The 12,270-nt window shown below is 64.1% G+C and carries 15 protein-coding genes; 2 read left to right on the plus strand and 13 right to left on the minus strand.

Annotated features, from left to right (window positions below; translation table 11 throughout):
* Positions 1–4: 4 nt before the first annotated feature.
* The 10 genes from ABH941_RS32330 to ABH941_RS32375 form a co-directional block, all read right to left on the minus strand.
* A complete protein-coding gene (locus ABH941_RS32330) occupies positions 5–787 on the minus strand; it encodes a DNA methylase (protein ID WP_370133133.1) in 783 nt (260 codons plus the stop codon).
* On the minus strand, positions 784–1,329 hold the full coding sequence (locus ABH941_RS32335) for a hypothetical protein (RefSeq protein ID WP_370133134.1): 546 nt from the start codon (positions 1,327–1,329) through the stop codon (positions 784–786). The genes ABH941_RS32330 and ABH941_RS32335 overlap by 4 nt, the downstream gene beginning before the upstream one ends.
* On the minus strand, positions 1,326–1,553 hold the full coding sequence (locus ABH941_RS32340) for a hypothetical protein (RefSeq protein ID WP_370133135.1): 228 nt from the start codon (positions 1,551–1,553) through the stop codon (positions 1,326–1,328). The genes ABH941_RS32335 and ABH941_RS32340 overlap by 4 nt, the downstream gene beginning before the upstream one ends.
* An 18-nt stretch (positions 1,554–1,571) precedes the next feature.
* A complete protein-coding gene (locus ABH941_RS32345; RefSeq protein WP_370133136.1) occupies positions 1,572–1,871 on the minus strand; it encodes a hypothetical protein in 300 nt (99 codons plus the stop codon).
* Between the two features lie 233 nt (positions 1,872–2,104).
* On the minus strand, positions 2,105–4,273 hold the full coding sequence (locus tag ABH941_RS32350) for an FtsK/SpoIIIE domain-containing protein (RefSeq protein WP_370133137.1): 2,169 nt from the start codon (positions 4,271–4,273) through the stop codon (positions 2,105–2,107).
* Positions 4,274–4,372: 99 nt separating this feature from the next.
* Entirely contained in the window at positions 4,373–4,609 is a 237-nt protein-coding gene (locus ABH941_RS32355) for a hypothetical protein (RefSeq protein WP_370133138.1), read from the minus strand.
* A gap of 77 nt (positions 4,610–4,686) precedes the next feature.
* A complete protein-coding gene (locus ABH941_RS32360; protein ID WP_370133139.1) occupies positions 4,687–5,052 on the minus strand; it encodes an RRQRL motif-containing zinc-binding protein in 366 nt (121 codons plus the stop codon).
* The gene (locus ABH941_RS32365) at positions 5,049–5,957 is read right to left on the minus strand and encodes a DUF2637 domain-containing protein (RefSeq protein WP_370133140.1); all 909 of its coding nucleotides are present in this window, start codon (positions 5,955–5,957) and stop codon (positions 5,049–5,051) included. The genes ABH941_RS32360 and ABH941_RS32365 overlap by 4 nt, the downstream gene beginning before the upstream one ends.
* A complete protein-coding gene (locus ABH941_RS32370; RefSeq protein ID WP_370133141.1) occupies positions 5,954–6,208 on the minus strand; it encodes a hypothetical protein in 255 nt (84 codons plus the stop codon). Before ABH941_RS32370 ends, ABH941_RS32365 begins: the two co-directional genes overlap by 4 nt.
* Entirely contained in the window at positions 6,205–6,534 is a 330-nt protein-coding gene (locus ABH941_RS32375; protein ID WP_370133142.1) for a hypothetical protein, read from the minus strand. Before ABH941_RS32375 ends, ABH941_RS32370 begins: the two co-directional genes overlap by 4 nt.
* Before the next feature lie 393 nt (positions 6,535–6,927).
* Here ABH941_RS32375 and ABH941_RS32380 point away from each other — a divergent pair, with 393 nt between their 5' ends.
* Together ABH941_RS32380 and ABH941_RS32385 are read left to right on the plus strand one after the other, a co-directional pair.
* Positions 6,928–7,722: a GntR family transcriptional regulator gene (locus tag ABH941_RS32380; RefSeq protein ID WP_370133143.1), complete on the plus strand. Its 795-nt coding sequence runs from the start codon at positions 6,928–6,930 to the stop codon at positions 7,720–7,722.
* Positions 7,719–8,387: a YdcF family protein gene (locus ABH941_RS32385; protein WP_370133144.1), complete on the plus strand. Its 669-nt coding sequence runs from the start codon at positions 7,719–7,721 to the stop codon at positions 8,385–8,387. Before ABH941_RS32380 ends, ABH941_RS32385 begins: the two co-directional genes overlap by 4 nt.
* Before the next feature lie 33 nt (positions 8,388–8,420).
* Here the strand turns inward: ABH941_RS32385 and ABH941_RS32390 are convergent, their stop codons facing one another.
* Genes ABH941_RS32390 through ABH941_RS32400 form a run of 3 tightly spaced genes read right to left on the minus strand, consistent with a single transcriptional unit; the run spans position 8,421 to position 11,932 of the window.
* Positions 8,421–10,490, minus strand: a complete 2,070-nt coding sequence (locus tag ABH941_RS32390; protein WP_370133145.1) for a hypothetical protein — start codon at positions 10,488–10,490, stop codon at positions 8,421–8,423.
* Between the two features lie 26 nt (positions 10,491–10,516).
* Positions 10,517–11,005, minus strand: coding sequence for a hypothetical protein (locus ABH941_RS32395; RefSeq protein ID WP_370133146.1), 489 nt, complete (start codon positions 11,003–11,005; stop codon positions 10,517–10,519).
* Positions 11,006–11,020: 15 nt separating this feature from the next.
* Complete coding sequence (locus ABH941_RS32400; RefSeq protein WP_370133147.1) at positions 11,021–11,932, minus strand: hypothetical protein; 912 nt, start codon at positions 11,930–11,932, stop codon at positions 11,021–11,023.
* Positions 11,933–12,270: the final 338 nt, after the last annotated feature.

Below are 12,270 nucleotides of genomic sequence, written 5' to 3' on the forward strand. Positions count from 1 at the left end.
CGCTTCATGCCGCCGCTTCGTCGCGTCCTGCGGGCAGTGCGGTGGACCCGGCACCGAGGTGTGCCGCCGCGTGCCGACCGATCAGGCGCGTGTAGGCGGGCGGGATGGCTTCGCGCAGCGCCAAGTGGTCATCGGTCCAGTGGATGTGCTTGGCGGCCTGCATCTCGGGCACGGTGGCTTTGCCTCCGCCTTTGCCGTAGGCGGCCACGTACGGGCCGTCGAAGATTTCCCCGTGTCGCCAACCACGCACCCTGCCACGGTGCTTGAGATGGACGGGCTGCGGCATGCTCCAGCCGTCCAGCTCGAAATACCGGTGTTGGAGCACCCCGAGGGAGAACATCTCTCCGCACAGCCGGATGTCCTTGCGCACGGTGGACCCGGGCACGTTCTCCATCACCGAGGGCCGGCCGGTGGTGCGCAAGGCGTCGCGGGTGGGGCCGATCAGGTGCGGGTGGGTGCGGCCGGTGGCGTGGTTGCGGGCGGCGTTGCTGCCCTTGGTGGGTGCCCCTTCGCCCTGGCAGGGTGGGGAGGCGTGCACGAAGTCGAACAGCGACCCGTGGGCGGTGATGAAGGTGAGGGCGTCGCCCTGCACGAACCGGAACGGGTAGGCGGGGTGGGGATCCTGGTCGATGCCGATCACGTCGAATCCGGCGAGCCAGTACCCCATCCCCGCGCCCCCGTCGCAGCAGTAGCAGTCCGCCACGGTGAAGCCGTTCCACGGACGTGCGGGCAGCCAGGACGCGGCCGGCCGCACCGCCAGGGAGGCGGGGAGGTCCAGGAGGATCATCGCGTGCTCCCTGCGCGGGATGCGGCGATGTCGAGCTGCCGGTGGACCTGGGCTGCCGTGCGTCCGGGGGCGTCGTTCCACTGGTCGACCGTGCGCAGCGTCGGGTCAGTGGCGGTGAACTGCTCCATGAGCAGGGTTCGGGCGCGCTGGACGATGGTGGCGGTGCCGTATCCGGCTTGTAGGACGGCGAGTTGGGCTCCGAGGATGCAGCGACGGCCCTGTGCGTCCCACATGGCGTTCTGGCACCAGCCGTAGGCGGCCAGGTAGCGGGAGACCAGCAGCAGATGCGTAGCCGTGTCGATCGGCACCGGGGCCGGGGTGCGGTGCCGCAGCCGATCGAGCAGCGTCGGCACCGGACGGGACAGGCCCCGGTCCCAAGCCACCGGGGCCTGACCGTAGGCGCAGACCAGCGCAGCCGGCGCGGGGGCGAGCGTGGGGGCGGGGGTGTGGGTGGCGAGGTAGTGCTCGATCTCGCGCACCAACTGCCCGCCGTCGGCCACCTGTCCCAGGTCGGGCAGGGCCAGCGTGGAGGTCAGGTTCACGGGGTCCGCCTCCCGTCGGCAGATCCGCCGGTGAGCAGGTCGGCGATGGAGCCACCGAGCGCGTTCAGGCGCTGGACAATCCCGGCCCACGACTCGTTGTCGATGGCCAGCAGCGCCCCCACGGCAACGGGCACATCGCCCTTCTCGGTGGCGGCCAGGGCGTCACGAAAGTGCGCGGCGGCCAGAGGCCGGATGACGGGCAGGTCAGGGCGTTCGGGCAGCATGGCAGTCCTTCCCGGGCGTCAGTGGTCCTTGCAGGCGGGGTAGTTCGAACCGTGGTGGCACTGGCCGTAGATGGCGGCGGTGACCTGGTAGGTCGCGGTGCGGCCCTGCGAGTCGCGCAGCGTCAGGTAGTAGTCGGTGGTGGGGGTGCCGGGGCTGCGGACGGCGTAGTGGCCGTTGACGGTGCCGGTGGTCTGCGGCACGAGGAAGTCGGTGCGCAGACCGGTGCAGGCGAACACGGCCAGGGCGGAGGTCATGGCGAGCCCCAGGACGTTGCGGGCGAGGTTGTGCGGGCGGTGCGTGCGGCGGCGTGCGGACATGGCGGGATCTCCCGTTCCAGGGGACGACGTGCCGGGTCTGGTGACTGTGTGTGAAGGGGAGGGGGCAGAGGTGTGGCCAGGAACCTGCCTTCCAGGGCTGTTTGGGCAGGTCGGCGGACCGCCTCCCCTGCCTCCCCAACGGTTGATCTGCGCTGATCAGGGCGGGGAGGTGGCCTTGGGGAGGCGGTAGGGGAGAACTCCCCTCCTCCCCTGCCGCCTCCCCTTACCGTGCGTCACTGCTCGGGGGTGTCCTCGGCTCGCTCGGCCAGCGCGCGGAGCACCTTGGCGGTGGTGACGTGCATGATCCCCTGGTACTTGGTCGGTGCCGCGTCGGCCAGCTCCAGGACCTGGGTCAGGTCGGTGAAGCCCCACCCGTGGTAGTGGGTGCGGTTGCGCTCCACCAGCCGCTGGATCACTTCCTGGGTCCGCATCCGGATCGCCGTCCCGAGCACGGCGGCGATGTCCGCCAGCTCATCCACCGCCTCGGCGGCCGGTGCGGCGGGGGCGGTCTCGATGCCCTCGCGCAGCGCCAGGGCGCGGGCCACGACCGGGCTGATCTCGTCCACCTGCGCGTCCTTGCGCATGTAGTAGGAGCGGATCACCTCGAACGGTTTCGGGGTGAAGCCGACCGTGACGGCGGTGCCCCGGTTCTCGATCGGGGACAGGCCGGTGGCGGTGACGCCGGCCTTGTACTTGCCCGAGCCGAGGATGCCGTCGTTGGCGATGTAGTCGCCGACCGCGAACGCCACCCCGTGCGAGGTGTTGCGGGTGACCTCCTTCGGAATCGACGTGGCGGTCGGGGACACGGTCACCCACACCAGCGTGATCCCGAGCTTGCGGGCCTTCTTCATGACCTTCTTGGCCAGGTCCTCGGCCTCGGCACCGTACTTCTTGTGCTCGAACAGCTCGTGGCACTCATCGAACACCACCACCCGAGGACGCATCCTCGGGTCGCGCTGCGCCAACTCCCTGGTCAGGGCCACCGATTCGCCGCCCAGCTCCTCCAGGATCTTGCCGCGCTCGGTGACCTCGTTGCGCAGCTCCCGCAGCGCGTTCAGGGCGGCTTCGACCTGTTCGTCGTCGTCGCCCTTGACCAGCGTGCGCAGGCGCTCGCGCATCGGGTCGTAGTCGACGTTGTAGGCCATCACGTACACGTCGATCTCGACCAGCGGATCGAGCATCGCCCCCAGCAGCAGGGCGATGACCAGCGACGACTTACCCGAGCCCATGATTCCGCCGAACATGTAGTTCGCGGCCATCAGCCGGGCGGTGACCTCCTCGCCGCGCTGGGACACGGCGACGGGCACGCCCTTGAAGTAGTCGGTGGTGCCCTCGGTCAGCAGTGGCCACGGCGGCACCGGGCCGTTCAGCGACCCCTGATCGGCCACCCACAGATCCAACACTCCGGGCTGCTTGGGGGGTTCGGTGGGCCAGACCTCCACCGGCAGCCGCAGCAGGTTGTGCGCCAGCACGGCCTTCTTGGCCGCGATCATCTCCACCATCACACCCAGCGGAAGCTGCAGTTGGGTGTGCCAGCCGTTGCCCATGCGGGTGGTCGGCTGCACCCACCGCGGCTGCCACCCGTCCTTGAACGCCTTGTTCATCGCCGGGATGCCCAGGTTCCGCAGGGCGTCCAGGATCGCCCCCTCATCCGGGACCACGTCCCGCGTGGTCGGATCGGCCGGCAGGACCCATGCTGGTGCGGCCTGCCGCTTGGCACCGACCGTCCAGCAGCCGGCCACGGCCAGCCACGGGGCGATGGCGACCAGCGGGCCCCAGACCACTGAGACGATGAACACCACCCACGTGGCCAGGTGAATCAACGCCATCGTCGGCGCGATCACCTCACCGAAGTGATGGGTGCCGATGGCCAGGGCGACACCCAGCAGGAGCAGCCCGCCCATCAGCCCGAGGGTGCCGACCACGGCACTCTTGGCCAGCTTGACGGGGGCGGTGAGCAGGTCCATCCGCCGCTGGTGACGCCCCTGCCGGAACGCTGCGGCGCGCTGCTCCCACTCCAACGCCATCTCCGGCTGACCTGCGGCCTCGGCGCTGCGCATCATCCGCTCGTAGCGGGCGGTGGTGCGGCCCTCCCAGGTGCGACGGGCCACGATCAACGCGCCGTTGGCGGTGTAGAGGGTGTGCCGCATCACCAGCCGCGACGCGGTACGGGTGCGCGGGTGGGTCGCCACGGTGCGCACTGCCCGAGCGCTGCGCACCCACCCCGACGGGGCCGGTATCGGCGCGGGCGGCTGGTCGGGCTGCTTGGGCAGAACGATGCCCTCAAGCGGGGCCCGCTCTGCGTCGACGGGGGGCTTGGCCAGGGTGGTGGTGCGGTTGACGCGGTGGTCGGCCAGGTCGTGCACGGTGCCCAGGGCGGGTTCCGTGACTGGGTCGGTCATGATGGGTTTCTCCTGCTCTCAGTCATGGGGCCAGGGGGCCCGGGACGGTCGCACGCTTGCTGGCACCACGGCCGTCCCGGGATCGAGCATCAGCACTGTTCAGGCGGCGTTCGCGGGCGGCAGCGCGCGGCAGGTGGCGGCGTGGTTGTTGGCGGCCTCGCGGCGGGCGTCCAGGTTGGAGCCCTGGTGGCTCTGGGTCAGGCAGCCGGTGCACGACCACGTCACCAGCGACCGGGTACCGGTCTCGGTGGCGGTGATCACCACCAGTGCACCGCCCAAGTTGAGGTAGCGGACCAGGACCAGCGACGGGGCGTCCTCGGGGATACGGCCAGGCATGGGGAATCTCCAATACGGTGCTCGGATGCGCGGGAACGTGCTGCTCAATGGCTGTTGGGGCCGGTGGCGCTGTTCGTTCAGGCGGCCCGGGCCTGCGGTTCGCTGCACGGCACGCAGGACCCCAGCGAAGTGGGGATGACGTAGCCCGCATCGGCGCGGCAGGTTGGGCAGGTGCGGCGCGCGAGCATGGCTGCCGCTAGAGCCGTGGCTTTGGCCGGTGTCATCGCGCGCACCGGGCGGGCCAAGTCGAGTCGGTACAGGTAGGCGACCCGGGGACCAGCCCCCAGGCGCGAGAACCACAGGAGCTGAGCGGCCACCGGCTGACCGGCTGGCCGAAGCCCCCGGGCGCGTAGTTGACGACGGGTCAGCAGGCCGTGCGGGGCGAGGTGGAAGGGGTAGGTGGGGAGGCCGTAGCGGGTGCCGGTGGGGTCGTAGAACCTCACGCCGCGCCCTGGTCGCCGGACGCGCCATCATCCGGGACCGCGTCATCGGTGGTCGGTTCCGGTGCCGGGGGTGTCGCGTCGGGCACCGAGTGCAGGGGCCGGTTGGCGCGCTCCGCCTTCAAAGCGTCGCGCAGCGCACGGGCGTTGACGGAGGAGGTGTGTACGGCGGCGCGGATGTTGTCGGCCGTCAGCCGGGCATCCGCCCAATCGGCGGTCGCCGACCGGGCTTCGGCCAGCAGCTCCGACGGGGTGCGGGTCGGGCGCTTGCTGCGGGCGGCAGTCGGTACGGTGCCGGTGGCCCGACGCGGCCGACTGACCGTGGCCGCAGCCGCGCGAACCGCCGGTTCCGGGTCGGCGGCCAGGGCGGGTGTGTCGGCTTCCGGGGTCGGGAGCGGGTCGGGGGTGACGTAGACCGACGTCACCGGGGCGGGATCGGCCGACTGTTCGAGGTCAGACACCGACCCTTTTGTGATGATCTGTGCCGACTCTCCGGTGTCCGGCTGGTGGTGCAGTACCTTGGCGACCAGGTCCGCGCCGAACGCGATCGACCCGACCGGCAGGGAGGTTGCCAGCAGCATCAGGGCCCAGTCGGCAGGTGCCCAGTCGGCCAGGTGGACCCGGCCACCCGACTGGATCGCGGCCACCATCCCATGGTCGTAGTTCAGCACTAGCGAGGCGGCGGTGTAGGCGGCCAGCACCCGCAGCGCGAACCGGCGGTCGGCCTTGGGCAGCACCAGGGCCAGGGCCATCAGGCCGTCCACGACCACCGGGTACAGCACGGCGGCGGTGTGGTCCGCGCCGATGGCATGGGCCACGTCCCGCAGCGCGTTCCAGGACACCCGAAACGCCATCAGGACCACGGCCACCAGGGCCAGCACCAGCAGTATCTTCGGGCGGCGGTTCATGCCTGCCACCTCCTGACGATCTCCTCGGTCGCCAGGGTGGCGAAATGCAGGTTGGCCACGTTGGGCATCGATCCCCGGCCTGCGCGTTCCTGGGTGTCGCGCAGGAACACGGCCAGCGAGCGGACCACGGTGCGCAGGCTGTCCACCTCGCTCAGCAGGTCCTCCACCGCGTCGTCCATGACGACGAAATCGCGGAACTCGTCCTCGCCCAGTACCCGGATCTCGGCCAGGCGCTCAGGGGTGATGGTCATGCCGCCACCTGCCCCAGCAGGCGGACCGTGCCGGCCTTGCCCGTGCCCGTGATGCGGCCGAGCAGCGCGGCCAGGTGCGGGATGGTGCCGGAAATGACGCGGTCCATGTCCGCTTCGATCACGAGCCGAGCGGCATGCTCAGCCAAGTCCGGGGCCGTGCGGCGCAGGTCGTCCAGGATGTCGCGAGCGGCAGCGAGCCGTGCAGCCCGCTCGGAGGCGGACTCACCGCCAGCGGGGCCGGTGAAGAGTTCGGCGTCGATGCCGAGGGCGAGTTCCGCGAACTCGAACTCGTCAGCGGCCTCATGGCCTGCGACGATGTTCCTCATGGTCACTCTCTTTCCAAGTAGGAGAGGGGCCCTGCGGGGGCGGCTGCCGGACCGTCCAAGGAATCGGCAGCCGCCCCAACGCACGGGCGGGGACCACTCATCAGGTGACGAGTAGCCATGGACCCCGACGCACCCCACCGGGCGCGCCGAGGACCAAAGTCACTCGTGTTCATCAGGCACTCTGTTGAGTTCTCAAGGAACAGACGCTTCCTTCGGGCGGCTTTCACCCCGGCCCTCCGGGCAGTGCTGGATAGGTCCGGGCAGCCCAAAGAAGGCCGCCAGTTGCTCGCTGTCCTAGGACTGCGAGCTCCTGGTAAGACCATGCCCCACAGTCCTGGGACTGTCAACAGTCCTGGGACTGTGGTTGACTTGCCTCATCGAGAGGAGCTGCGCATGGCGCCGAAGTGGCGAGAGTTGGCAGATCGATTGGCCGAACGGATCAGGAGTGGCGAGTACAGCCCTGGTCAACAGCTGCCGCACATCCGAGATCTGGTCGAGGCCGGCGAGGGCTCCAAGTCCACGGTTCACGCTGCGTACAAGGCCCTTGAAGCAGAGGGGCTTGTCACCTCATCGCGTGGCCATGGCACTGTCGTACGCCCGCAGGCTCCGCTCAAGCGCCTCGGCATCGAGCGCTACGACAAGGTCAAGTGGCGCGACGGTGACGAAGTCGCGTTCATCGCTGACCGTGTGGCCTCCGGACGTACGTACCGGCGTGGCGAACAGACGCAATCCGTGACCCTCATGGAGGCTCCGCCTGCAGTTGCCGCCGCTCACGGGCTACCGAACGGTGCCCAGGTCTACGCGCGAGCGCGACTCGTGAAGGAAGGCGAGCAGCCCACCCACACCCTTACCAGCTACTACCGCCCCGAGCATGTCGAGGGAACCCGGATTGTGGACCCGTCCCCAGGCCCCGCTGGTCGAGGCGGAGGTTTTCGGGTGCTATACGACCATGGGTACGAGATTGACCACATGAAAGAGGAGATTTTCGCAAGGGTCGCCACCCCCGAGGAAGCAAAGCTGCTTATCTTGCCAACTGGGGAACCTGTCGTGGAGCTGCACAGGACTACCTACACAGCCGACGGCACCGTGGTTGAGTTTGCGATCGGTGTTCACGCTGCATCGCGTTTCGCGTGGGCGTACGAATTCCAGGTTCCAGACTCAGCACAGAGCCGAAAGGAAGCACATTGATCTCAGTACAGGCATGGGGGGACGCCCGGCAGCTGTGGGACTTCCACCAGATGCACCACAAAGCTAAGCCGTGCTCCGTTGCTGTTGGTCTGGGTAGTCATGACCTGGGCGTCGCTGAAACTGCCGTTGACCTTTACCGACACGGCATGATGCCTCTGATCGTATTCACTGGAGCCACGAGCCGAACGACGCAAGAACGCATGCCGCGTGGCGAAGCCGTTCACTATCGAGAGCGCGCCCTTGAACTTGGCGTTCCCGGCTCTGCCGTGCTCGTGGAGCCGCGTGCTCGGAATACGGGGGAGAACATTCGCTTTTCTCGCCTACTTCTAGAAGAAGCAGGCATTGATGTGTCATCCGTCTTGCTGATCAGTAAGCCATATGAGGAACGACGGGCGTATGCCACGGCGCGCAAGCTCTGGCCTACCGTAGAGATCGTGAGCGCATCCACACCAATGAGCTTTGACGACTACGTCGCCTCCATTCAGGATGCACGTCTTGTCATCGACATGCTCGTGGGGGCGCTGCAGCGGCTAATCATCTACCCGGAGCAAGGATTCATGATCCGCCAAGTGGTGCCGGATGATGTAATGGCCGCATACGAGCGCCTCTGTCGCGCGGGCTTCACCAGTCGAATCCTGCCGGATGCTTCTAAAGCGTTGACCTGATATAAGGCGGCGCTGTATCGACCTGGAGGGGCTTTAAAAGTCCATCGAATCCTCTGCGCCAGTCGGCTGAATGAGTCTTTTGGCGCCCAGGTCAATGACATTTACATCAGCATCACCCAACATGGCAGAAAGTGCCGATACTGACGCTGCAGATGTAGCAATAACTTGATCGCCTATTTCCGAGCACTGCGCGAGTCTCCGCAGAGTTGCACGGAAGTGATTTTCATCGAGTTCGTGTTGTCGGGGCTCGTCCAGCATGAGGAACCCAGGATGTTGTGTGCCAAGGGAATTTGCAACTTCTCGGATTCCGTTCAAGTAGGCGATTTTAGTTCGAACAACGTCACTCGCGCTCGCATCCGTATCGAGATTGAGTCCCTGCCGCTCGGGCCTCAATGTTTCCTCGTCGATGGTTACGAGCGTAGCCCCGTAGCTGCTAAATCCAAAGTCTGTGAGTTGCTCCCCGACTACGCGCTGCAATAGCGCTCGGCGTCGATTATCCTCTTCAGGTGAGACGTTTGGAACGTCGAGCAATTCAAGCCGAACATCAAAAATTGACTGAGCGACTTCCTGCATTTCATCGAGGAGATCCTGAATCGTTTCCCGAATCCGATTGAACTCCGCTAGCCTTACCTCTGCCGCGACACGCTTTGCGATGTCACCAGAACTTGGGTACTCATCCGGAACCGCTAGATCCGTCTTAAGAGCTCTGATCTCTGTGCGGCAAATGTCTACAGCTCTTTGGATGGCTCGGTACGATGCCTGACTTTCCGCAGCAGCCTGATGCGCCTGCTCCCTCATCTCCTCGAATGTACGGAGCTGGGATGAGAGCAGTGAGATCGTAGCGTCGACGTCTAGGACAGGGCCGACATGGCCGGCCTCGACGTTGGCGAGAGATTGGTGACAAGTTGGGCAATCGGCATTTGCAATATCTAGGTTGCCGCTTGAAGCGCCCAACCTGAGCAAGGTTTTGATGTCCTGGTTTTTTACCTTCTCGTCTCGAAGAGCGTCAATCCTGCTGTCCAACACAGCAACCTGCTTTTCATTCAATGTCAGGTTCTGTTCCACAATCCTTGCCATTGTGGAAAGTTGCGACAGTTCCCTCTCCTGCTCAAGGAGTCGTTCTCGGATTGTCTCTTGGCCAATATGGCCGACTTGGGGAACTAGGGCAGGCGTAGCAGCCTGCTGAAGAAGCTCCAGGACTTCCCCATCACCGTGCCATTCATCGCCAATCAAGAATTGCAACCGAGCATCACCCGTTGACGTGGCTCTGGCCGGCCTGGCCCCGCTCCGACTGCGGGCCCCAATCGGAAATTCAGGAAGACCAATGACCCTGCCGCCAGCAGCTGTTGCTGTTGCATCAACTGCAGCTAGCTTGCTACCCCACTCCCCGCGCAATTTCTTGATCTTATCTTCCAGGCGGTATCGTTTAGCTGCGGTCTCTGGGCCCGCAAACCCGAGAAGAAATTCAGCTGCACGGCGCGTTGGCTCTCGCAATTGGTATTGCGTGACCGCGCGAGGTCCGGCAGATCCCCAGGCGCGCTGGTCCGCATAGAGAAACGGAAAGATAATTTCAGTATAGAGTGGAGCCTCTCCTCCGGTGTACTTCGGGATCATCGGCAACTGCCAGTCAAGGTAATCAGCTAGAAAACGATGGAATCCGAGGGGGTTCCTTGCTGATCCGGATTCCCGAACGAAGTATTCTTCGTGGCGCAGATTATCCACGCTCGCAGTGATGGCTGGCCCACGCCACACTCGTACGAGGTTCGGCTGAACACGGCTGTTCTTGACTGTTCTCTGCGCAGTAACAATTCCGTGCTCATTCTCCAACTCAACGGCACACCAGCTAGAATTAACGGCAACCGGTCGCTCGGGTTCACCATAGTAGAGTTGAGTAGTCATCGCACTGCCCAGAGATGTTCCGGAGCCAGGGCCGAACATTGCCTCAAGTCCGAGGGCGTATGTAATCGCCTGCAGTGACTGAGTCTTCCCGCGACTGTTGCTGGCGCGCAGAATATTTAGACCTGCCCCAAAGACCACTGTCGCCCCTGCAGGTCCGGCTTCGCTTTGAACCCGGAGCTTGACGGCCCTAATCCTAGTCTTCAACACAGGCTCCTCTCGGTTCGCTACTCTCAAGCACTGCGGGCAAGGCGCCGCGAAACGGCAGCATCACTGAGCTTATTAAACTGGTGCAGGAAATTCTTTTCCGCCACCATTAAACCATCATCGGCTGTTATTTGCTGCGCAAAAAGAATCCCTGGTTGTTCCAGGGTGATTCGATTACTATTTGCGCCGGATACTGTTACCATGCCACGAATTAGGCCGACATTCAAGGCGATCGAAAGATGTGGGTCCGATCGTTGGGTGACCGTACTTGCGTATCGATGTCCAGACCACCAGGCGGCAAGCATCTCTCCACTGCGGCGAGTCTGCAGGGACCAAGTGAACAGATGTAGGTTCTCAATGGTGGCACTGTGCTTGTTAAACGCATTAAGAACCAGTGCAACTTGCGCTAGCTTGTAGGCTACGCGAGCATCAGCCGGTATAGGGTGTGGCTGGCTACGAAACTTCACCAGGGTATTTGCAACTTCGTCGTTCTGCAGAGAATCAGAATTGGGCATTCTAAGCTCCTCCCATCAGGAAGCCGCTTCCTCGTAGAAGTCGAGGGGACATCTCATGAGCCAGTCGGCGACCTGACCGTACGCAAGAGTTCTGGAGTCGCTGAGTGACGAATCTGGTGCGCAAGAGCGCACTCTCTTCTCCGTCTCCTCTACAACCTTCTTAAGGTGGCCCGCCGCTCGAACATCCTCATCAAGGATAAACTCCATCACTAGCCGCTGTTCAAGGTCGTCTAGCTGAGATTCAAGCATGGCATGAATTTCAGTGTAGTGATCTTTTATATATGCACGGAAATCTTGGCCACTCAAATAGTAGGAGAGCATGCGCCGTATATAGTTGTTCCTGCTTTCTTCGCTGGCAAGAACGGGCACCTTGGCGAGTTTGTCTCGCATTGTGGAAACCTGGGTACTGTCGACGGTGCTGTAATCGGGCTGGCCCAAGGGTGGCAAATGCATCCGCGAGAGAAATCCATTTACGACCCTCTTGTAACTGAACTCATAATCTTCCATGGTCTGACAGATGACGTGGAGATTTGGATCAGCGTATTCCAAGCAGGCTGTACGAATTCTCGCTGTCTGGCTAGAGCAGTGAGCCGCAAGGTCCTTGCTGTCGATGTATGGACAGAGAATAATCCAACGGTTGATTTTCACATGTCCGCCGAAGAGCCTTTTCAACTTCGCGGAATTGGTAATGAACTTACCGACATCTTCTGTCGTCTTTTCGCGCTGCTTCTCGTAGCGTTTCTGCGTCGCCAGCGGTTCTTGAGGGCTATAGCATTGAAAGAGATGACCTGTGAGTGTGTACGCCTCTAGCCCGTGGTCCCCGCCCTTGTCGGGGACCACGATCAGATCCGTGCCGTGATGCACACGGAGTACCTGGATACACAGGTCCTGCCACTCTGCCCCACTGAGGCCAATCAAGCCGCTCATGCTCTGATCCACAATCATGAAGTTAGCTGCATACGTGGGCACTTGTCCCTCGTGTCAACCAAATCGAGTTGACACTGTCCGATTTGCTCCTTTATGTGTATGGTGACAGACGCTGGTGATCACTGCCATCCCGGCTGGCTCAGTCCTCGCCTCCTGGGCTGCGTAGCCCTTGACGGCAGGCCCTTCACGCTCAGAGCGAGGGGTTTCCAGTCCTGCTTGGATTGATCATGATCGCGTCCGGAGTGAGAGCGTGGTGGTGAAGCGATTGGCGTTCGGCTGTCTCGGTGTGGGTGATGCCTCGCACGCAGGTGCTGGTGGTGGGGTGGGCATGAAAGAGC

The organism is Streptacidiphilus sp. EB103A (genome assembly GCF_041261405.1).
Lineage (GTDB): Bacteria > Actinomycetota > Actinomycetes > Streptomycetales > Streptomycetaceae > Streptacidiphilus.

What these genes read in the sequence shown, in the direction of transcription:
- ABH941_RS32330 (WP_370133133.1), bottom strand. Translation starts at nt 787, where the DNA reads ATGATCCTCCTGGACCTCCCCGCCTCCCTGGCGGTGCGGCCGGCCGCG.
- ABH941_RS32340 (WP_370133135.1), bottom strand. Translation starts at nt 1,553, where the DNA reads ATGCTGCCCGAACGCCCTGACCTGCCCGTCATCCGGCCTCTGGCCGCC.
- ABH941_RS32345 (WP_370133136.1), bottom strand. Translation starts at nt 1,871, where the DNA reads ATGTCCGCACGCCGCCGCACGCACCGCCCGCACAACCTCGCCCGCAAC.
- ABH941_RS32350 (WP_370133137.1), bottom strand. Translation starts at nt 4,273, where the DNA reads ATGACCGACCCAGTCACGGAACCCGCCCTGGGCACCGTGCACGACCTG.
- ABH941_RS32355 (WP_370133138.1), bottom strand. Translation starts at nt 4,609, where the DNA reads ATGCCTGGCCGTATCCCCGAGGACGCCCCGTCGCTGGTCCTGGTCCGC.
- ABH941_RS32365 (WP_370133140.1), bottom strand. Translation starts at nt 5,957, where the DNA reads ATGAACCGCCGCCCGAAGATACTGCTGGTGCTGGCCCTGGTGGCCGTG.
- ABH941_RS32370 (WP_370133141.1), bottom strand. Translation starts at nt 6,208, where the DNA reads ATGACCATCACCCCTGAGCGCCTGGCCGAGATCCGGGTACTGGGCGAG.
- ABH941_RS32375 (WP_370133142.1), bottom strand. Translation starts at nt 6,534, where the DNA reads ATGAGGAACATCGTCGCAGGCCATGAGGCCGCTGACGAGTTCGAGTTC.
- ABH941_RS32380 (WP_370133143.1), top strand. Translation starts at nt 6,928, where the DNA reads ATGGCGCCGAAGTGGCGAGAGTTGGCAGATCGATTGGCCGAACGGATC.
- ABH941_RS32395 (WP_370133146.1), bottom strand. Translation starts at nt 11,005, where the DNA reads ATGCCCAATTCTGATTCTCTGCAGAACGACGAAGTTGCAAATACCCTG.
- ABH941_RS32400 (WP_370133147.1), bottom strand. Translation starts at nt 11,932, where the DNA reads ATGAGCGGCTTGATTGGCCTCAGTGGGGCAGAGTGGCAGGACCTGTGT.